Here is a 21,101-nt window from a genome sequence, read left to right on the forward strand (position 1 = left end):
CGTGAGTGCGAGGCGTGCTCTGGGCAGAACCATGGGAGACAACTCGACGGGGAGCAGGGACCTGTCCGTCAGTTCGAGGGGGGTGTTGTGCGGGGCTGTCACAACACCCCCTGGGGCGGCGGGTTCCGGGGCTGGGACTCCCGGCCCCGTTTTCGCGTCGGCCCACCGAGTCGCGGGAGGCCGTGGTGTCGAGCGCAGCCGAGCAGGAGGCAGTGGAGGAGACGCGCGGGGTACCGGCCGCGCGTCGGGCCGCCGTGCTCAACGGCAGGCCTGGCGGGGCGGGGCCGCCGTTGCCCGTGTGGCCCGGTGCCCCGACACCGCTCGGGGCGCGCTTCCGGGTGGGGCCGGACGGGGTCGCCGGGACGAACTTCGCGCTGTGGGCGGGCGGGGCGGAGGCCGTCGAGCTGTGCCTCTTCTCCCCGGAGGGCGAGGAGACACGGCTGAAGCTGACCGAACTGACGCACGAGATCTGGCACGGCTTCGTGCCCGGTGTGCTGCCGGGCCGGAGGTACGGCTACCGGGTGCACGGCCGCTGGGACCCGTGGACCGGCGCCCGCTGGAACCCGGCGAAGCTGCTCCTCGACCCGTACGCCCGGGCCGTGGACGGCGAGTTCAGCCTGCCGCCGGAGGTGTACGGGCACGTCAGGGACTGGCCCGAACAGCATGTCGCGGACACCGTGCGCGACGAGCGGGACTCGGCGCCGTACGTGCCGAAGGGCGTCGTCGTGCACGACGACAGCCCCGACGATGAATGGATGGACGACCGGCGGCCCAAGACCCCGTGGGCGGACTCGGTCATCTACGAGCTGCACGTCAAGGGGTTCACCCAGCTGCACCCCGGCATCCCGGAGGAGCTGCGCGGCACCTACGCGGGGCTCGCGCACCCGGCGGCGATCGAGCACCTGGTGAAGCTGGGCGTGACGGCGGTGGAGCTGCTGCCGGTGCACCAGTTCGCCCACGAGGATCATCTGCTGCGGCGGGGCATGCGGAACTACTGGGGCTACAACTCGATCGGCTACTTCGCGCCGCACGCGGCGTACGCGGCGTCGGGGACCGCCGGGCAGCAGGTCGGGGAGTTCAAGCGGATGGTGCGGGCGCTGCACGCCGCCGGCATCGAGGTCGTCCTCGACGTGGTCTACAACCACACGGCGGAGGCGGACCAGCGCGGCCCGAGCCTGTCGTTGCGGGGCATCGACAACCGCGGCTACTACCGCCTCCAGGGCGACGCCCGTCACTACGCGGACTACACGGGCTGTGGGAACACCCTGCACGTGGTCCAGCCGCATGTGCTGCGGCTGATCACCGACTCGCTGCGGTACTGGGTGACGGAGATGGGGGTGGACGGCTTCCGCTTCGACCTGGCGGCGGCGCTGGCCCGCTCGATGCACGACGTCGACATGCTCTCCCCGTTCCTCGCGGTCATCGCCCAGGACCCCGTGCTGCGGCGGGTGAAGCTGATCGCCGAGCCGTGGGACGTGGGCTCGGGCGGCTACCAGGTGGGCGCCTTCCCCCCGCTGTGGACGGAGTGGAACGACCGCTACCGGGGCGCCGTGCGGGACTTCTGGCGGGGGGCGCTGCCCGATGTGCGGGACCTCGGCTACCGGCTGTCGGGGTCGAGCGACCTGTACGCGTGGGGCGGGCGGCGGCCGTACGCGTCGGTCAACTTCATCACCGCGCACGACGGTTTCACCCTGCGGGACCTCGTGTCGTACGAGCGCAAGCACAACGAGGCGAACGGGGAGGGCAACCGGGACGGCTCGGACGACAACCGGTCCTGGAACTGCGGCACCGAGGGCGAGACGGACGACGAGCGGGTGCGGGCGCTGCGGCGCCGCCAGTTGCGGAACCTGCTGACGACGCTGCTGCTGTCCACGGGGGTGCCGATGCTGGTCGCCGGGGACGAGCTGGGGCGGACCCAAGGGGGCAACAACAACGCGTACTGCCAGGACAACGAGATCAGCTGGCTCGACTGGGGGCTGCTGGAGGACCCCGGCTGGAAGGCGCTGTTCGAGCTGACGGCGCGGCTGATCGCCCTGCGCCACGAGCACCCGGTGCTGCGCCGTCGGGCCTTCTTCTCGGGCCGGGCGCACTCGGCGGACGGGTTGCGCGACCTGGCGTGGTTCACGGCGCGCGGCAGTGAGATGACCGAGGGGGACTGGTACGCGCCGGCCGCGACCCTCGGCATGTACCTCTCGGGCCGTGACATCCCGGGGCGGGACGCGCGCGGCGCCGCCGTCCTGGACGACAGCTTCCTCGCGGTCCTGCACGCGGGGGACCGCCCCGTGGAGTTCGTGCTGCCGGGGACGCCGTGGGCCGAACGGTACGAGGTCGTCGTCGACACGTCGCGGGAGGAGCAGACGGAGGCGCCCGGGGTGGTGTGTCGGGCGGGCGCGGCGGTCGAGGTGCCGGCGCGGACGGTGCTGCTGCTGCGGGTGGTGGCGTAGGGGGCGCGGTCAGCCCATGAAGTACGTGACGAGCAGCACGGTCACGCCGTTCGCGCGGACGTCCTCGATGAGGTTCCAGGTGTCCCTGCGGGCCCGCGGGTCGAGGCCGGTGGTCAGCTCGTCCAGGACGACGATCCGGGGGTTGCCGATGAGGGCCAGCGCGATGAACAGGCGCTGTTGTGGCCGCCGGAGAGCTTGCCGAACCGGGTGTCCGGCGACGCGGACACGGCCCGCGTCGGGGACGCGCAGGCCCTCGACGCATGCGACGGTGGTGGTCTTGCCGGCGCCGTTGGGGCCGGGGATCTTGAAGATCTCGCCCTCGTCGACGGTGAAGGAGACACCGTCGACGGCGGTCCGGCCACCGTAGGACTTGCGCAGACCGGTGACCTCGACGACGAGAGGGGCACAGCCGGGTACGGAGGTGGATGTCGTAGGGGGCATGGGTCGAGGGGCCCGCTGGGAGCCGGGCGGGCGCATCGGCCGCCCCGCTCGAAACGCCGTCAGCCGATCGGTTGATGTAGGGGGTACGACCCCGCGCGGCACCGGTCGTAGGACCGATGGCCGAGGGGGGTCCGGCCAAAACTCGGTGGGCGATGTCAGTGGCAATCCGTAGGCTCGCTGCTGATGCCCACGACACGTGCAACCGCCGAGGAACCCGACCAGACCCAGGACCGAGAGCAGCCCCAGGGACCCGAGCCGCGGACCGGCCGGCAGGCCGAGGGGCGGTCCGCCGTACGCAGCCTGCTGCGGCTGTGGCCGTATGTCCGGCCCGTGCGGGCGCGGCTGTCCGTGGCCGCGGCCGTCGCGATAGTCGCGTCCTGCGTGGGCCTGGTCATCCCGCTCGTCCTGAAGTGGATGGTGGACGGGCCGGTCGCGGACCGCGACCCGGCGGGCGTATGGCTCGGCGCGCTGTACCTGCTGCTGCTCGGGCTCGCCGAGGCGCTGCTGTTCGGGCTGCGGCGCTGGCTCGTGGCGCGGCCGCTCGCGGGGGTCGAGGCGTCGATGCGGGCCGACCTCTACCGGCATCTCCAGCGGCTGCCGGTCGCCTTCCACGACCGGTGGGCCTCCGGTCAGCTGCTGTCGCGCGCCACGACGGATCTGTCGCTGCTGCGGATGTTCCTCGCCTTCCCGCTGACGTTCCTGCTGGTCAACGCGGTGACGATCCTTGTCGGTGTGATCATCATGCTGATGCAGGACTGGACGCTCGGTCTGGTCATCCTCGGGCCCGCCGTACCCGTGATCGTCACCTGTGTCGCCTTCGAGCGGAAGTACGCGGCGGTCGCGCGACTCGCCCAGGACCAGGTGGGCGACCTGACCACGGTCGTCGAGGAGAGCGTCCTCGGCATCCGGATCATCAAGGGGTTCGGGCGGCACCGCAGCCAGGCGCGGGCGTTCCGTGAGCTGTCCCGGACTTTGCGGGGCACGGAGCTGCGCAAGGCGCGGCTGCTCTCCGCGATCTGGGGCGTCATCATCACCCTGCCCGAACTCGCCATCGGGGCGGCGCTCGTCGTGGGTGTGGTGCAGGTGGCGGACGGCGCGCTGTCCGCCGGGACGCTGGTGGCGTTCCTGTCGACGGCGCTCGCGCTGCGGTGGCCGGTGGACTCCATCGGCTTCCTGCTGGCGATGAGCCAGGAGGCGGCCACCGCGACCGAGCGGTACTTCGAGGTACTGGACGCCGAGCCGGAGAGCGCCGAGCCGAAGTACGGCGGGCCGGAGCGCGCCGACGGCACCGGGGGTGACCGGCGGCCCGCGGCGGAGGCGGTGCGGGGCGGCCTGGAGTTCCACGGCGTGCGGTTCCGCTATCCCGACGCGTCCGCCGACACGCCCCCCGTCCTCGACCGGATCGACCTCCACATCCGGCCCGGTGAGTCCATGGCGCTCGTCGGCGCCACCGGCTCGGGCAAGACGACGCTCACCGCGCTCGTGCCCCGGCTGCACGAGGTGACCGGCGGCCGGATCACCCTGGACGGCGAGGACATCGCCGGGATGCCGAGGGAGGAGCTGCGGGCGAAGGTCTCCGTCGCCTTCGAGGAGCCGACGCTGTTCTCCGCGACCGTCGGCGAGAACGTCCTGATGGGCGCCGGACCGGACGCCGGGCAGCCGGAGCTGGACCGGGCCCTCGCCATCGCACAGGCCGACTTCGCGCACAGCCTGCCCGACGGCACCGCCACGCAGGTGGGGGAGCAGGGCCTCAGCCTCTCCGGCGGGCAGCGGCAGCGGCTGGCGCTGGCGCGCGCGGTGGTCGGACGGCCCCGCTTCCTGGTGCTGGACGACCCGCTGTCCGCGCTGGACGTGCACACGGAGGCCGCGGTGGAGGCGGCGCTGCGCCGGGTGCTCGCGGAGACGACGGCCCTCATCGTGGCGCACCGCCCGTCGACGGTGCTGCTGGCCGACCGGGTGGCGCTGCTGTCCGGCGGCCGTGTCGCCGCCGTGGGCACCCATCACGAGCTGCTGCGGACGAACGCCGAGTACGCCCATCTGATGTCGGGCACCGAGGAGACCGAGGGGGACGCGCGATGACGGCGCCCACGACCACCGCGCCGAACAGGGAACCGGACGGCGACGAACGCCCCGTCGAGCAGGGGGTGGCCGACCCCTTCGACCACGACGACCTGCCCACCCCGCCGGGCGCCACCCTCGCGCTGCTGCGGTCCCTGCTCGCGCCGATGAAGGCGCGGGTCGCGTTCACGAGCGTGCTGCTCCTGCTCCAGCAGGCGGCGGTGCAGGCGGGCCCGCTGCTGGTGGCGTACGCCATCGACCGTGCCGTCCCGGCGTTCCGGGACGGCCGGCACGGGCCGCTGATCACCGTGGGCGTGGCGTACCTGGTGTGCGCGCTCGCGGCCGGCCTGCTGCAGTTCGCGTTCATCGGGGCGTCCGCGCGGGTCAACCAGGACGTGCTGCTGGATCTGCGCGGCCGGATCTTCCGGCACGCGCAGGCACTGAGCATCGACTTCCACGAGCGGTACACCTCGGGCCGGCTGATCTCACGCTCCACCACGGACGTCGAGTCGCTGCGGGAGCTGCTCGACGAGGGTCTCCAGGAACTCATCACCGTGATCCTCGCCTTCGTCTACATCTCGGCGATGCTGCTCTGGCTGGACCTCGGGCTCGGCGCGGCCGCGCTGGCGTCGTTCGTGCCGCTGTACGGGCTCGTACGGCTGTACCAGCGGCGGGCGGCCGGGGTGTACGCGGCCCGGTCCACCGCGATCGCCGCCGTGATCGTGAAGTTCGCGGAGACGATGAACGGCATCCGCCCGGTGCGCGCGTTCCGCCGCGAGAAGGCGAACGACGCCGAGTTCCGCCGCCTGAACAGCCACCACGAGCGCACCAACGGCGACGCCATCCTGGAGATGGCCCGGTACGTCGTCGGCTCCCGGGTGGTCGCCAACGTCACGGTCGCCGCGATCGTGCTGTGGGGCGCGTACCGGGTGGCGTCCGAGTCGCTCGCGCTGGGTGTGCTGGCGGCGGCGGTGCTGTACCTGCGGCGGCTGTACGACCCCATCGACCGGCTCGGCATGTTCCTCAACTCCTACCAGTCGGCGGCCGCCTCGCTGGAGAAGATCGCGGGGCTGCTGGCCCAGCGGCCGTCGGTGCCCGAGCCGAGGGAGGCGAGGGAGCTGCCCGCCGCGGTCTCCGGGATGCCGGGCCGCGAGGTCGTCTTCGACGGCGTACGGTTCGCGTACCGCACCGGCGGCGAGGTCCTGCCCCGCTTCGACCTCACCCTCGCGGCGGGCAGCACGGTCGCCGTGGTCGGCTCCACCGGCGCGGGCAAGTCGACGCTCGCCAAGCTGCTGGCCCGCTTCTACGACCCCTCGTCCGGGCGGATCCTCCTCGACGGGGTCGACCTGCGCGACCTCGCGATGCCCGAGCTGCGGCGCGGGGTGGTGATGGTCACCCAGGAGGCGTTCCTGTTCTCCGGCACGGTCGCCGAGAACATCGCCATCGGCCGCCCCGACGCCACCCGCGAGGAGATCGAACACGCCGCCAAGGCCATCGGCGCCCACGATTTCATCAGCGCGCTCCCCGACGGCTACGACACCGACGTACGCAAGCGGGGCGGGCGCATCTCCGCCGGGCAGCGCCAGCTCGTGGCGTTCGCCCGCGCGCTGCTCGCCGACCCGGCCGTCCTCATCCTCGACGAGGCCACCAGCTCCCTCGACATCCCCGGTGAACGGGCCGTGCAGCGCGCCATGTCCACGGTCCTCCAGGGCCGTACGGCCGTGGTGATCGCCCACCGGCTGTCGACGGTGGAGATCGCCGACCGCGTGCTGGTCATGGAGCAGGGCCGGATCGTCGAGGACGGCACCCCCGCGGAACTCATCGCGGGCGAGGGCCGCTTCGCCGACCTGCATCAGGCGTGGCGGGACAGCCTGGCGTAGCGGCCGCGCGGCGCACGGCGCACGGCCGCCCACTACGAACGACAGGTCCGTGGACACGCCGCGTCCGGACCGGAAAACGTCCGGAATACGATCAGTTCGGACCACAGCACGTCCGTATCACGACGACCAGTCCGGCGTACGGCACGCACGCCATGCGACCCGGCGTGCGACACGTCCGTCCGGCGGGAGGAACCGGGGGCCCGATGATCGACGCGTACGAGGACCCGGGCGTCCCCGACCGCCGGGGCGGGGCCCGCTACCTCTGGTGGCTGGTGAGGAGGCAGGCTGGCCGCTCCGCACTCGGCTCGCTGATCTCCTGCGTGTGGATGGTGCTGCTCGCGGCGACGCCGTACATGCTGTCGCGGGCCATCGACGAGGGTCTCCTGCCCGGCGACCACCGGGCGCTGGTCGGCTGGTCGACGGCCCTGTTCGGGGTGGGTGCGTTCAACGCCTGGCTGAGCATCATGCGGCACCGCACCATGACCCGGGTGCGGATGGACGCCAACTTCCGCACCGTGAAGGTGGTGATGGACCACGCGGTCCGGCTGGGCGCCGCGCTGCCGCGGCGGGTCGGTGCCGGTGAGGTCGTCACGATCGGGGTGGGCGACGTCAACACGATCTCGTCCTCGCTGACGGTCATCGGGCCGGGCGCGGGCGCGCTGGCCGCGTATCTGGTGGTCGCGGGGCTGCTGTTCTCCGTGTCCGTCCCGATCGCGACGGTCGTGCTGCTCGGGATGCCGCTGATGGCCGTCCTGGTGGGGCCGTTGCTGCGGCGGCTCCAGGGCACCGAGGCGGAGTACCGGGAACGGCAGGGGGTGCTGACCGCGCGGATCGCGGACCTCGCGAGCGGGCTGCGCGTCCTCAACGGCCTCGGCGGCAAGGGCCTCGTCGCCGACGCGTTCCACCGCGACTCGCAGCGGCTGCGGGCCCAGGGCTACCGGGTCGGCTCGGTGACCAGCTGGCTCCAGGCGCTGGGGGTGGGGCTGCCCACGCTGTTCCTCGCGGTGGTGACCTGGCTGGCGGCGCGGCTGGCCGCCCAGGGCGCCATCACCGTGGGCGAGTTGGTGTCGGTGTACGGATACGTGACGGTGCTGGTGCGGCCGGTGTCGTACTTCGTCGACTGGGGGTACGAGGTGAGCCGCGGGGTGGTGGCGGCGCGGCGCGTCATCCGGTTCCTGGACCTGGAGCCGCTGCCGGACCACGGCACGCGGGACGCTCCCGCGGAGCCGTCGGCGCTGCACGACCCCGAGTCGGGCGTAAGGGTGCTGCCGGGCCGGCTGACCGCGCTGGCCGGCGACCGGCCCGCCGACGCGGCACTGATCGTGGACCGGCTCGGACGGTACATGCCGACGGCCGTGACCTGGGGCGGCGTCCCCCTCGACGAGATCCCGCTGGCGCGGGTCCGGGAGCGGATCCTGATCGCCGACCACGAGGCGGACCTGTTCGCGGGGCGGCTGCGGGAGCTGCTGGGCGGCCGTACGGAGCCGTCCGACGCGGAGATCGCGGAGGCGGTGCGCGCGGCCGTCGCCGACGACATCGTGCAGGGCCTGCCGGACGGGCTCGACTCGGCGATCGACGCCCAGGGGCGCAACCTGTCCGGGGGCCAACGGCAGCGGGTACGGCTGGCGCGGGCGCTGCTGGCCGACGCCGAGATCCTGCTGGCGGTCGAGCCGACGTCGGCGCTCGACGCGCACACGGAGGCCCGCGTGGCCCAACGCCTGCGGACGGCCCGCGAGGGCCGCACGACCGTGGTCACCACGACGTCCCCTCTCGTCCTGGACCACGCGGACACGGTCGTCTACCTGGCCGAGGGCAAGACGACGGCCACCGGCACCCACCGCGAACTCCTGGCGACAGAGCCGGGCTACCGGGCATTGGTGGCCCGGGACGCCGGTGAGGACGAGGACGAGGGGACGAGGGCGGGCACGCACGAGGCGGCCGCAGAGGAGGCCGTACGGTGACGACACGCTCCCCCGAGGGCCCGACGGACCCCACGTCCGCGGCTTCCGACGGCTCCTCCCCATACCCGGCGTCCAGCGAGGGCTCCACCGCCGAGGGCGCCGCGGACGCCGGACTCCCCACGGCGGGCTCCGCCACCAAACGCTCCACCGACACCGGACACCCCACGACCGGCTCCGCCGGCGCAGGCACCATGCCCACCGGCACCACCGGCACCACCGGCACCGGACGCGCCGCTTACCGCCCCTCCGCCGCGGGCCCCGCCGGCGCCTCCCGTACCTCTGACTCCGACCCCGGCTCCCCTACCGACGGCCCGTCCTCCTCCCGCCTCCCCATCGCCCGGCCCGCCGATGTGCGGCGGGCCGCCGTGCGGCTGGTGCGGGGGGACGGGCGGGCGTTTCTCGCCGTGCTGGCGTTGAACGGGGCCGCGGCCGGGACGGGGCTCGCCGGGCCCTGGTTGTTGGGGCGGATCATCGACGAGGTGCGCGGCGGGGCGGGGGTCGGCGCGGTGGACCGGCTGGCCCTGGCCATCCTGCTGTGCGCGGTGGCGCAGCTGCTGCTGGCCCGCTGGGCCCGCTACGTGGGGCACCGGTTCGGCGAACGCGTCCTCGCACGGGTCCGCGAGGAGTTCGTGGATCGCGCCCTCGCCCTGCCCGCGTCGGTCGTGGAGCGGGCCGGCACCGGTGACCTCACGGCGCGCGGCACCGCCGACGTGGACACCGTCGGCAAGACCCTGCGCGACTCGGGCCCCGAGCTGCTCATCAACACCGTGCAGGCGCTGTTCCTGATCGGCGCGGTCTTCGCCCTGGACCCGCTGCTCGGGGTGTGCGGACTGTGCGGCCTCACCGGCATCTGGTTCGTGCTGCGCTGGTATCTGCGCCGGGCGCGCGCCGGGTATCTGGCGGAGGGCGCGGCCGGTTCCGAGGTCGCGGAGATCGTCGCGGCCACCGCGTCCGGCGCGCGGACGGTGGAGGCGCTGCGGCTGGAGCGGCGGCGGATCGCCGCGAGCCGGGACGCGCTGGAGGTCTCCCGGCGCCGGCGGTTCCACACCCTGTCCCTGCGGACGGTGTTCTTCCCGGGCGTCGAGGTCTCCTACCTCGTACCGGTGGTGACCGTCCTGCTGGTCGGCGGGGTGCTGCACGAGCGGGGCTCGATGAGCCTGGGCGCGGTGGTCGCGGCGGCCCTGTATCTGCAGCAGTTGAGCGGACCGCTGGACGAGATCCTGATGCGGATCGAGCAGTTGCAGTCCAGCGGCGCTTCGTTCGCCCGGGTCGAGGGCCTGGCCCGCGCGCCGCGGACGGTCCCGGTGCGGTCGCCGGAGCCGGCGGACGACCGGATCGACGTGACCGGCGTGCGGTACGCGTACGAGCGGGGCGGCGAGGTGCTGCGCGGTGTCGACCTGACCGTAAGGCCGGGTGAACGGTTGGCCGTGGTCGGCCCGTCCGGCGCCGGGAAGACCACCCTGAGCAGGCTGCTGGCGGGAATCGACGCGCCCACGGAGGGCTCGGTGACGGTCGGCGGGGTCCCCGTCGTCGGCCTCGGCCCGGAGCGGCTGCGCCGTCAGGTCGTCCTGGTCACCCAGGAGCACCATGTGTTCCTCGGGACGGTCCGCGACAACCTCCTCATCGCCGAACCCTCCGCCACGGAGGAGGAGTTGTGGGCCGCGCTGACGGCCGTGGGCGCCGACGGCTGGGTCCACGACCTGCCCGACGGGCTCGGCACCCGCCTCGGCGAGGGCGGTCGCCGTACGGACGGGTCCCAGGCCCAGCAGCTGGCCCTCGCCCGGGTGGTCCTCGCGGACCCGCACACGCTCATCCTCGACGAGGCGACGGCCCTGCTCGACCCCGCCACCGCCCGCCACACCGAACGCGCCCTCGCCGCGGTCCTGGAGGGCCGGACGGTCATCGCGATCGCCCACCGTCTGCACACCGCCCACGACGCGGACCGGGTCGCCGTCATGGAGGACGGGCGGCTCACCGAACTGGGCACCCACGACGAGCTGGTGGGCGCGGGTGGAGCGTACGCGGCGCTGTGGGAGAGGTGGCACGGCGAGCGCCCCGCCTGACGAGGCCCTGCCGCCCCGGGCCGACGCCCCCTTGGTCGACGGTCCAGCCAACAACCCGTATATCGAACATGACCCTCCGGTCAACGAACGATTTCCGGCCAACTTGTTGACGCGCTCCTGACAGATGGCGCGATCTCCTGCCACGCTGCCCACATCCGCGTCACAGCAACCTCACAAGCTCCCCCCGCCGTGCCGCGGAGCACCTCCCACGCATGTGGTGTTCGCGTTCCACCCCTTGTTCTGCCCGGGCGGCCACCAACCGCCCGGTCTCCCCTGGCCGCGCGAACCGCGGCCATGCAGAAGGAGTCAGTGTTGAGACGCCAGTCCCACAGACGCACCTCCCACACGAGCGACGTCCGTTCCCGTTCCACGCAGCGACGCGTCGCCACCGGCGCGCTCGTCGCCGTCACCGCCCTGCTGGCCGCCGCCGTCCAGTCGGGCGCCGCCACCGCCGCCCCGGAGAAGGCACCGTCGGCCGCGGGCAAGGGCACGGTCTCCATGAAGCTCAGCCCCTCCCAGCGGGCCGAGCTGATACGCGAGGCCAACGCCGGCAAGGCGGAGACGGCGAAGGAGCTGAACCTCGGCGCCAAGGAGAAGCTCGTCGTCCGTGACGTGGTCAAGGACCGCGACGGCACCGTGCACACCCGGTACGAGCGGACCTACGACGGCCTCCCGGTCCTCGGCGGCGACCTCGTCGTCAAGACCTCGAAGGCGGGCAGCACCGAGGGCGTCGTCAAGGCCACCAAGGCCACGATCAAGGTCGCCTCGGTCAAGCCGACCCTCGCCGCCGCGAAGGCCGAGAAGCAGGCGCTCGGCGCGGCGAAGGCCGAGCACGCCAAGGACGCCGAGATCAACCGCGCCCCGCGCAAGGTGATCTGGGCCGCGAACGGCAAGCCCACCCTGGCGTACGAGACGGTCGTCGGCGGCTTCCAGCACGACGGCACCCCGCAGGAGCTGCACGTCGTCACGGACGCCCGGACCGGCGAGAAGCTGTTCGAGTGGGAGGCGGTCGAGACCGGCACCGGCAACACGGTGTACTCCGGCACGGTCGACCTCACCACCACGCAGTCGGGGTCGACGTACAACCTCACCGACGGCGCGCGCGGCGGCCACAAGACGTACAACCTGAACCGCGGTACGTCCGGCACCGGCACCCTGTTCTCCGGCCCGGACGACGTGTGGGGCAACGGCACCCCGTCGAACCTGGAGTCGGCCGGCGCCGACGCCCACTACGGCGCGGCGCTGACCTGGGACTACTACAAGAACGTGCACGGCCGCAGCGGCATCCGCGGTGACGGCGTCGGCGCCTACTCCCGCGTGCACTACGGCAACAACTACGTCAACGCGTTCTGGCAGGACGCCTGCTTCTGCATGACGTACGGCGACGGCTCGGGCAACGCCAACCCGCTGACGTCGATCGACGTGGCCGCGCACGAGATGTCCCACGGCCTCACGTCGAACACGGCCGGCCTCAACTACTCGGGCGAGTCCGGCGGTCTGAACGAGGCCACCTCGGACATCTTCGGCTCGACGGTCGAGTTCTACGCCAACAACAGCTCCGACGTCGGTGACTACCTCATCGGCGAGGAGATCAACATCAACGGCAACGGCACGCCGCTGCGCTACATGGACAAGCCGAGCAAGGACGGCTCGTCCAAGGACGCGTGGTACTCGGGCATCGGCTCGATCGACGTGCACTACTCGTCGGGCCCGGCGAACCACTTCTTCTACCTCCTGTCGGAGGGCAGCGGCGCCAAGACCATCAACGGCGTCAGCTACAACTCGCCCACCTCGGACAACCTGCCGGTCACCGGCATCGGCCGGGACAAGGCGGAGAAGATCTGGTTCCGCGCGCTGACCACGAAGTTCACCTCCACCACCAACTACGCGTCGGCCCGCACCGGCACCCTCGCGGCGACCGGTGAGCTGTACGGCACCACGTCCGCCGAGTACACGGCGGTGCAGAACGCGTGGGCGGCCATCAACGTGGGCTCGCGGCCCGGTGGCGGCGGGGGCGGTGGTACGTCGTTCGAGAACACGGCCGACGTATCGATTCCGGACAACGGCGCGGCGGTCACCTCGCCGATCACCGTCTCCGGCCGGACGGGCAACGCGCCGTCGAACCTCGCGGTGGCGGTCGACATCGTCCACACCTACATCGGTGACCTCCAGGTGCAGCTCGTCGCCCCCGACGGCACCGCGTACACGCTGAAGGCGTACGGCACCGGCGGCAGCTCGGACAACATCAACACCACCTACACGGTGAACGCGTCGTCCGAAGTCGCGAACGGTGTGTGGCAGTTGAGGGTCCAGGACAACGCGGCCCGGGACACCGGCTACATCAACAGCTGGAAGCTGACGTTCCCGTAGGGAACCGGGCGGCCCTTCGTATACAGGGCGTGAACCGACAGGGCGCCGCCCCGGGGGATCCAACCCCCCGGGGCGGCGCCCGCTTTGCCGTTCTCCGGGATCCGCTTGATCGGCCCTTTGCCGTGTTCGAAGCCGATTTACACAGCGGCAACATTTCTAGACAGTCGACTTTCGGCCAACATCACTTGAACCTCCTGACATGTACGCGTCCGGGTGTCACTCTTCACTCAACCGCCGCACTCGTAACTTCAGTTCACCGGACGGCGACCCCACGCCGGTCCGGTCTCCCCCACCAAGGAGCATGAGTGACTCCGTTCTACGCGCGTCATAAGCGGACCACGCTGGCCATCGCGACCGCCGTCGCCGCCGGTGCCCTGCTGACCACCGGTCTGACCACCGGCGCCACCGCCCAGCCCGCGCCGGCCGCCGACAAGGCCCGGTCCGCCGGTGCCCCGGTCGCGCTGACGCCGGCCGCGCGCACGGCCCTCATCAAGAAGGCGGACGCGGCCACCGCCGAGACCGCCGACGAGATAGGCCTCGGCGCCAAGGAGGAGCTGGTCGTCCGTGACGTCCTCAAGGACGCGGACGGCACGGTCCACACCCGCTACGAGCGCACCTACGGCGGTCTCCCGGTCCTCGGCGGCGACCTCGTCGTCCACGAGAGCAAGGCCGGCGCCGTCAAGAGCGTCACCAGAGCGACGAAGGCCACCGTGAAGGTCGCGGACCTCACCGCGGACGTGACGAAGGCCGCCGCCGAGAAGCAGGCGCTGAAGGCCGCCAAGGCCGAGGGCTCCAGCAAGACCGCGGCCGACAAGGCCCCGCGCAAGGTCGTCTGGGCCGCGAGCGGCAAGCCCGCCCTCGCCTACGAGACGGTCGTCGGCGGCTTCCAGCACGACGGCACCCCGCAGGAACTCCACGTCGTCACCGACGCGGAGACCGGCAAGAAGCTGTACGAGTGGGAGGCCGTCCAGACCGGTACCGGCAACAGCCAGTACAACGGCCAGGTCACCCTCGGCACCACCAAGTCGGGCTCGACGTACAACCTGACCGACGCCGGGCGCGGCAACCACAAGACCTACAACAAGGCCCGCGCCACGTCGTCCTCCACCGGCACGCTCTTCACCGACGCGGACGACATCTGGGGTACCGGCAGCGCCTCCAGCTCCTCCACCGACCAGAACGCCGCGGTGGACGCCCACTACGGCGCGCAGGTCACCTGGGACTTCTACAAGAACGTCCTCGGCCGCAACGGCATCAAGAACAACGGCGTGGCCGCGTACTCCCGCGTCCACTACGGCAACGCGTACGTCAACGCCTTCTGGTCCGACAGCTGCTTCTGCATGACGTACGGCGACGGCGACGGCAACGTCAAGCCGCTGACCTCGCTGGACGTCGCGGGCCACGAGATGTCCCACGGTCTGACCTCCAACACCGCGGGCCTGAACTACTCCGGCGAGTCGGGCGGTCTGAACGAGGCCACCTCCGACATCTTCGGCACGGCGGTCGAGTTCTACGCGGCCAACGCCAAGGACCCGGGCGACTACCTCATCGGCGAGAAGGTCGACATCCGCGGCAACGGCACCCCGCTGCGGTACATGGACCAGCCCAGCAAGGACGGCTCGTCGGCCAACTACTGGTCGTCGTCCCTCGGCGGCCTCGACGTGCACTACTCGTCGGGCCCGGCGAACCACTTCTTCTTCCTGCTGTCGGAGGGCAGCGGCGCCAGGACCATCAACGGCGTCAGCTACAACTCCCCCACCTCCAACGGCGCCACGATCACCGGCATCGGCCGCGCCAAGGCCGTCCAGATCTGGTACAAGGCGCTGACCACGTACATGACCTCGACGACCAACTACAAGGGCGCGCGCACGGCGACCCTGAACGCGGCGCGTGACCTGTACGGCGCCGGCAGCGCGGAGTACAACGCGGTGAACGCCACGTGGGCGGCGGTCAACGTGACCGCGTAGCACATCGCGGCCTGTGTGAGGGCGGTACCCGGAGAGAAGGCGACTCCGGGTACCGCCCTAGGCTTTGGCCCCATGTCCCACACCGACGGCTCACACCCTCTCCCGGACGGCTTCACCTACGAGGCCGTCGGCGCGACCCGCGAGGGCCGCTGCCCGCCCGGCTTCAACGAGATGCAGGTCCGCACCCGCCTCGGCGAGGGCACGGACCTGTTCGAACGGGCGGCGCACGCGGTCCACACCTGGGAGATGCACCGCGCGCTGGGCGTGGGCCTCCACACGGACGCGCCCGAGGCCGCGCCGGGCGTCGACGTCACCGTCACCCTGGGCGGCGTCATCAAGGCCCCCTGCCGCGTCGTCTGGACCGTGGACGAGCCCCGCCGCAAGGGCTGGGCCTACGGCACCCTCCCCGGCCACCCCGAATCCGGCGAGGAGTCCTTCGTGGTCGCCCGCACGGGCGACGGCACGGTCTGGCTGACGGTGACGGCGTACAGCCGCCCGGCGAAGTGGTACGCGCGAGCGGGCGGCGCGGCGACGAGGGGCCTGCAACACGCGTACGCCCGCCGATGCGGGCTGGTGCTCCGAAGGCTGGCGGGCGACCCGAAGGAGTAACCACTCCTCTGCGAACGCCGAGCCAAGTCCTGCTGCCGCTCATGTCGGCGCCCACCGCAGCGCACGCAGCCGCTCCGCCGAGCGGTGCCCGATGCGTCTTGTACGCCCGGATTCACGAAGCTGCTCCACAACGTTCACCGAGGCCGGTCGGTATGGGGACGTTCTGGACGACCGGCCTTCCCGTGTTCTCACGGCTGTTGGTGCTTGCGGTCCTGCCGGTCCCGCCCTTTCCGCCACCACGGGTCCCGGACTCCCTCGACCGCGTCGACAGAAGGGAACACCGGCCGGGACCCGCCCGGCCGGCTACCGCATCAGCACCCCCGCCCCCTCCCCCGTCTCCTCCGACGGCACCGCCAGCAGGCCCAGTTCGGCCGGGGAGGCGAGCAGGCGGTGGGACGGGAGGATGCGGACCGTGTAGCCGAAGGGGCCCGTGCGGTCCAGGGCCAGGGGGCCCTCGTAGATCCAGCGGCCCTCCTCGTCGGGCCCGCTGGTCGGCTTCAGCGGGACGCCCGCCGCGTCCGTGATCCGGTCCTCGGAGTCGACGCGGCCCGACACCGCCTGCACCTCGACGTCGTCGGGGGCGAGTTCCCCGAGGTCCACGCGGACGCGCAGCATCAGCGTGGCGCCCAGTTCGGCGGTGCTCGTCGGCACCGCGGACGCCTCCACATGGTCGACCTTCACGCGGTGCCAGGCGCCCCGGACGCGTGCCTTCCAGCGCGCCGACTCCCGTGCCGTGTCCGGGTTCAGCGCGCGGTGGGCGCGCGCCGCGGGCGCGTACAGACGGTCCACGTACTCGCGGACCATCCGGCCGGCCAGCACCTTCGGGCCGAGGTGGGTGAGGGTCTGGCGGACCATCTCGATCCAGCGGTCGGGCAGTCCGCCCTGGCCGCGCTCGTAGAAGCGGGGCGCCACCCGCTGTTCGAGCAGGTCGTACAGGGCGGCGGCCTCCAGGTCGTCCCGGCGGTCGTCGTCCGTCGCCGTGCCGTCGGCGGTGGGGATCGCCCAGCCGAAGTCCGGCCGGAACCATTCGTCCCACCAGCCGTCCAGCACCGACAGATTGAGGCACCCGTTCAGCGCGGCCTTCATCCCGCTGGTGCCGCACGCCTCCAGCGGCCGCAGCGGGTTGTTGAGCCACACGTCGCAGCCCGGGTACAGCTTCTGCGCCATCGCCATGCCGTAGTCCGGCAGGAACACGATCCGGTGGCGCACCCTCGGGTCGTCGGCGAACCTGACCAGCTCCTGGATGAGGCGCTTGCCGCCGTCGTCCGCCGGGTGGGCCTTGCCGGCGACGACGATCTGGATCGGCCGCTCGGGGTGCAGCAACAGCTCCATCAACCGGTCCTGGTCGCGCAGCATCAACGTCAGCCGCTTGTACGAGGGGACGCGGCGGGCGAAACCGATGGTCAGGACGTCCGGGTCGAGCACCCCGTCGATCCAGCCGAGTTCGGCGGTGCCCGCGCCGCGCTGGCGCCAGGAGGCGGCGAGGCGCTCCCGTACCTCCAGCACCAGTTGCTCGCGCAGGTTGCGGCGCAGTTCCCAGATGTCGCCGTCGGGGATCTCGGCCACGGCGTCCCAGCGGTCCGAGCCGCCGACCGTCATGGCGTCCTCGGTGCGTTCGGCGCCGACCTGCCGTGAGCCGAGCCGGAACACCTCGGGCGCCACCCACGTCGGGGCGTGCACGCCGTTGGTGACGGAGGTGATGGGGACCTCGTCCGCGTCGAAGCCCGGCCACAGGCCGGAGAACATCTCGCGGCTGACCTGGCCGTGCAGCAGGGACACCCCGTTGGCGCGCTGGGCGAGCCGCAGGCCCATCACCGCCATGTTGAAGACGTTCGGGTCGCCGCCCGAGTACGTCTCCATCCCGAGGCCGAGAACGCGTTCGACGTCGATACGGGGCAGTTCGGCGTCGGGGCCGAAGTGCTGGGCCACGAGTTCCCGGTCGAAGCGGTCGATGCCGGCCGGGACCGGGGTGTGGGTGGTGAAGACGGTGCCGGCCCGGACCGCCTCCAGACCGGCGTCGAAGTCGAGCCCCTCGTCGCAGAGCTCGGCGATGCGTTCGAGGCCCAGGAAGCCGGCGTGGCCCTCGTTGGTGTGGAAGACCTCGGGTTCGGCGTGACCGGTCAGGCGGCAGTACGTGCGGACCGCCCGGACACCTCCTATACCGAGCAGCATCTCCTGCAACAGCCGGTGTTCGCTGCCGCCGCCGTAGAGCCGGTCGGTGACGCCCCGTTCGCCGAGGTCGTTCTCCTCGACGTCGGAGTCCAGCAGGAGCAGGGGCACGCGACCCACCTGGGCCTGCCAGACGCGGGCGTGCAGCCGGCGGCCGCCGGGGAGCGCCAGGTCGACACGGGCCTGGGAGCCGTCGGTCTCCTGCAACGGCACCAGGGGCAGCTCGTTCGGGTCGAGCACGGGGTAGTGCTCCTGCTGCCAGCCGTCCCGGGACAGCGACTGCCGGAAGTAGCCGTGCCGGTAGAGCAGACCGACGCCGATCAGGGGCACGCCCAGGTCGCTGGCGGCCTTGAGATGGTCGCCGGCGAGGATGCCGAGGCCGCCGGAGTACTGGGGCAGCGCGGCGGTGATGCCGAACTCGGGCGAGAAGTAGGCCACGGCGGCCGGTGGTTCCGTGGTCTGGGTCTGGTACCAGCGGTCGCCGGTGACGTAGTCGCGCAGTTCGTCGGCGACCACGGTGAGCCGGCGCAGGAAGCGCCGGTCCTCGGCGAGTTCGGCGAGGCGCCGGGCGGAGACGGAGCCGAGAAGGCGTACGGGGTCGCCGCCGGAGGCGGCCCAGCACTCGGGGTCGACCGACTGGAAGAGGTCACGGGTCTCCGCGTGCCAGGACCAGCGCAGATTGCGCGCCAGCTCGCTGAGCGGCTGAAGGGCTTCGGGCAGGACGGGTCGGACGGTGAATCTGCGGATGGCCTTCACAGAGGATTCCACCTTCACGCCAGGACGTACGGGCCAAGGGGACGCACCTGTTGCGTGCGACCGTTCGTCACCACGACGGTAGCGGCGCGGGCGGGCGGGTCCGCAAGCACGGCGCGTCCCTCGGTATGCAATTACGGCGCATCCGTACCCCGGCCCCCCGGCCGCGCAGTCCGCTCCCCCGCGTTCAGTCCGGAATTCGTCGCGGCCCGCCCCTGTCCCGCCACGGGCGGTATGGCCGATTCCGCCCCTCTGGGCGACCTTGTGGGGCTTCACCCCGCACGAGAGGCTGCCGAGTGGCGCACCGGCCGACCGAGGAGGGGGTCGCATCCATGCACGACCGGGCAGAGGCGAGAAACAGGCGTCTGCGCTGGGCGGGAGGCCTCACGGCGGTCATCACGGCCGCGGTGCTCTCGGTCGCCCCCGCACCGGCGCACGCCGCTCCGGAGGGACGCGTTCTCGGAGCCGGGGGCGCCGGTTCCGTCGGCGGCAGTTACATCGTGACCCTCAAGGCGGGGACGGCGGCCCCGTCGAAGGAGGGGAAGGGCATCGCCCGGAAGTACGGGGCGAAAATACGCCACATGTACAGCTCGGTGCTCAACGGCTATGCCGTGAGCGCCGGTGAGAAACAGGCCAAGCGGCTCGCGGCGGACCCACGGGTGGCGTCCGTCGTGCAGGACACGGCGGTCAGGTACGACGGCAGCCGGCGGAACCCGCCGTCCTGGGGCCTGGACCGCCTGGACCAGGCGGGACTTCCGCTCGACAGGAGCTACACCTGGCCGGAGTCGGCGGGCCGGGGCACCACCGTGTATGTGATCGACACCGGTGTACGCGTCACCCACCAGGACTTCGGTGGCCGGGCCGTCCACGGCTGGGACTTCGTCCAGAACGACAGGACGGCCCAGGACGGCAACGGCCACGGCACCCATGTCGCGGGCACGGTCGCCGGCGCCCGATACGGGGTGGCCAAGAAGGCGAAGGTGGTCGCGGTGCGCGTCCTCGACGACGCGGGGGCGGGGACGACGGCCCGGGTCATCGCGGGCATCGACTGGGTCACCCGGCACGCGAGGAAACCCGCGGTGGCCAACCTGAGCCTGGGCGGCCCGGCCAACGCCCAGCTCGACGCCGCCGTACGCACCTCCATAGCGTCCGGGGTGACGTATACGGTCGCCGCGGGCAACGACGCCGTCGCCGCCTCCTTCTCCTCACCCGCCCGGGTGAAGCAGGCGATCACGGTCGGCGCCACCGGAAAGAAGGACACCCGCGCCGCCTTCTCCAACTGGGGCACGAGCCTGGACCTGTTCGCGCCCGGCGTGTCCATCACCTCCACGTCGCACCGCAGCGACACCGGGTCCGCCACCTATTCGGGTACGTCGATGGCGGCGCCGCACGCCGCGGGCGCGGCCGCCCTGTATCTGGCCGACCACCCCGCCGCGACACCGGCGCAGGTGGCCGAAAAGCTGGTGGAGGGTGCGGTTTCGGGCAAGGTCAAGGACAGATTTCCGGGCTCTCCGGACCGGATTCTCCACGTCGACGCCCCGTAGGGCCCGGTAACACCACAGGTGAACGTCCCTTTACCCAAAGCGACTAGAGTGACCGGCCTCGACCCCCTCGGACGAGGCCGGTCTTGTGTGTAGACATACGCGTGAGTAGTTAACAAAGTGCCGGAATGCTCACCCGCACTGTGTGGGAAGGCTCCACCGGTACATCCCGCTGGCCCCACCTCCCCACACCCTCATCCGCCCACCCACGTTGACGCGGACAGGAGCGGTCATGCCCGCCACGCACCACTCGTCAGCACCCCCGACGACCAGTACCACCACAGCGCACACCAGCACCCCCGCCGCGGCCACCCCGAGCGCCGCCGCGCGCCCCGCACGCCGGGCGCACACCGGCCCGCCCGCGCCGTCGGCCTCACCCCCGGACACGGCGACCGTCGGCCGGATACCGGTTCTGGACGTACGGCCCACCGTCCATCACGGCCACCGGCCCGCGAAGGCCGTGGTGGGCGAGGAGTTCGAGATCTCGGCGATCGTCTTCCGCGAGGGCCATGACGCGGTCGCCGCCAATGTGGTCCTGATGGACCCGGAGGGCCGTCCGGGCCCGTGGACGCCGATGCGGGAGCTCGCCCCGGGCACGGACCGCTGGGGCGCCACCGTCTCCGCGCCGAGCGAAGGCCGGTGGACGTACGCGGTGGAGGCGTGGGGCGACCCGGTCGCCACCTGGCGCCACCACGCCCGGATCAAGGTCCCGGCCGGCATCGACACGGAGCTGGTCCTGGAGGAGGGCGCGCGGTTGTACGAGCGTGCCGCCGCCGGGGTCCCGGAGGGCGGGCGCGCCCGTGGTGCCGTCCTCGCCGCCGTGGACGCGCTGCGTGACACCGACC

General features: G+C 72.3%; 12 protein-coding genes. 10 read left to right on the forward strand and 2 right to left on the reverse strand.

The genetic code is table 11. The features are described 5' to 3' along the window. Positions 1-185: 185 nt before the first annotated feature. Positions 186-2,444 carry a glycogen debranching protein GlgX gene (gene glgX / locus SMA5143A_RS22510; protein ID WP_107464674.1) on the forward strand — a complete coding sequence of 753 codons (2,259 nt, stop codon included), beginning with the start codon at positions 186-188 and terminating at the stop codon, positions 2,442-2,444. Between the two features lie 9 nt (positions 2,445-2,453). Here glgX and SMA5143A_RS22515 read toward each other — a convergent pair whose 3' ends face one another. Beyond that, positions 2,454-2,885 carry an ABC transporter ATP-binding protein gene (locus SMA5143A_RS22515; RefSeq protein ID WP_375136533.1) on the reverse strand — a complete coding sequence of 144 codons (432 nt, stop codon included), beginning with the start codon at positions 2,883-2,885 and terminating at the stop codon, positions 2,454-2,456. Between the two features lie 183 nt (positions 2,886-3,068). Here SMA5143A_RS22515 and SMA5143A_RS22520 point away from each other — a divergent pair, with 183 nt between their 5' ends. From SMA5143A_RS22520 to SMA5143A_RS22550, 7 genes are all read left to right on the forward strand, one after another. Then, on the forward strand, positions 3,069-4,964 hold the full coding sequence (locus tag SMA5143A_RS22520) for an ABC transporter ATP-binding protein (RefSeq protein ID WP_107464675.1): 1,896 nt from the start codon (positions 3,069-3,071) through the stop codon (positions 4,962-4,964). Then, on the forward strand, positions 4,961-6,823 hold the full coding sequence (locus SMA5143A_RS22525) for an ABC transporter ATP-binding protein (protein WP_107464676.1): 1,863 nt from the start codon (positions 4,961-4,963) through the stop codon (positions 6,821-6,823). Before SMA5143A_RS22520 ends, SMA5143A_RS22525 begins: the two co-directional genes overlap by 4 nt. Positions 6,824-7,026: 203 nt before the next feature. Continuing rightward, positions 7,027-8,784: an ABC transporter ATP-binding protein gene (locus SMA5143A_RS22530; protein WP_107464677.1), complete on the forward strand. Its 1,758-nt coding sequence runs from the start codon at positions 7,027-7,029 to the stop codon at positions 8,782-8,784. A 191-nt stretch (positions 8,785-8,975) separates the two neighbouring features. Beyond that, on the forward strand, positions 8,976-10,847 hold the full coding sequence (locus tag SMA5143A_RS22535) for an ABC transporter ATP-binding protein (RefSeq protein ID WP_107464690.1): 1,872 nt from the start codon (positions 8,976-8,978) through the stop codon (positions 10,845-10,847). A 294-nt stretch (positions 10,848-11,141) separates the two neighbouring features. After that, positions 11,142-13,217 carry a M4 family metallopeptidase gene (locus tag SMA5143A_RS22540; protein WP_107464678.1) on the forward strand — a complete coding sequence of 692 codons (2,076 nt, stop codon included), beginning with the start codon at positions 11,142-11,144 and terminating at the stop codon, positions 13,215-13,217. Positions 13,218-13,522: 305 nt separating this feature from the next. After that, the gene (locus SMA5143A_RS22545) at positions 13,523-15,184 is read left to right on the forward strand and encodes a M4 family metallopeptidase (protein ID WP_107464679.1); all 1,662 of its coding nucleotides are present in this window, start codon (positions 13,523-13,525) and stop codon (positions 15,182-15,184) included. Positions 15,185-15,256: 72 nt separating this feature from the next. Continuing rightward, positions 15,257-15,793: a DUF1990 family protein gene (locus SMA5143A_RS22550; protein WP_107464680.1), complete on the forward strand. Its 537-nt coding sequence runs from the start codon at positions 15,257-15,259 to the stop codon at positions 15,791-15,793. 303 nt (positions 15,794-16,096) lie between these two features. Here SMA5143A_RS22550 and SMA5143A_RS22555 read toward each other — a convergent pair whose 3' ends face one another. Further along, the gene (locus SMA5143A_RS22555) at positions 16,097-18,718 is read right to left on the reverse strand and encodes a glycosyltransferase family 1 protein (RefSeq protein ID WP_107464681.1); all 2,622 of its coding nucleotides are present in this window, start codon (positions 18,716-18,718) and stop codon (positions 16,097-16,099) included. A gap of 329 nt (positions 18,719-19,047) precedes the next feature. On the opposite strand from SMA5143A_RS22555, the gene SMA5143A_RS44585 reads away from it, so the two are divergent. Continuing rightward, complete coding sequence (locus SMA5143A_RS44585) at positions 19,048-20,259, forward strand: S8 family peptidase (RefSeq protein WP_107464691.1); 1,212 nt, start codon at positions 19,048-19,050, stop codon at positions 20,257-20,259. 229 nt (positions 20,260-20,488) lie between these two features. Next, a partial coding sequence (locus SMA5143A_RS22565; protein WP_146193928.1) for a maltotransferase domain-containing protein occupies positions 20,489-21,101 on the forward strand: 613 nt, incomplete at its 3' end.

Source organism: Streptomyces sp. MA5143a (assembly GCF_900290235.1).
GTDB lineage: Bacteria > Actinomycetota > Actinomycetes > Streptomycetales > Streptomycetaceae > Streptomyces.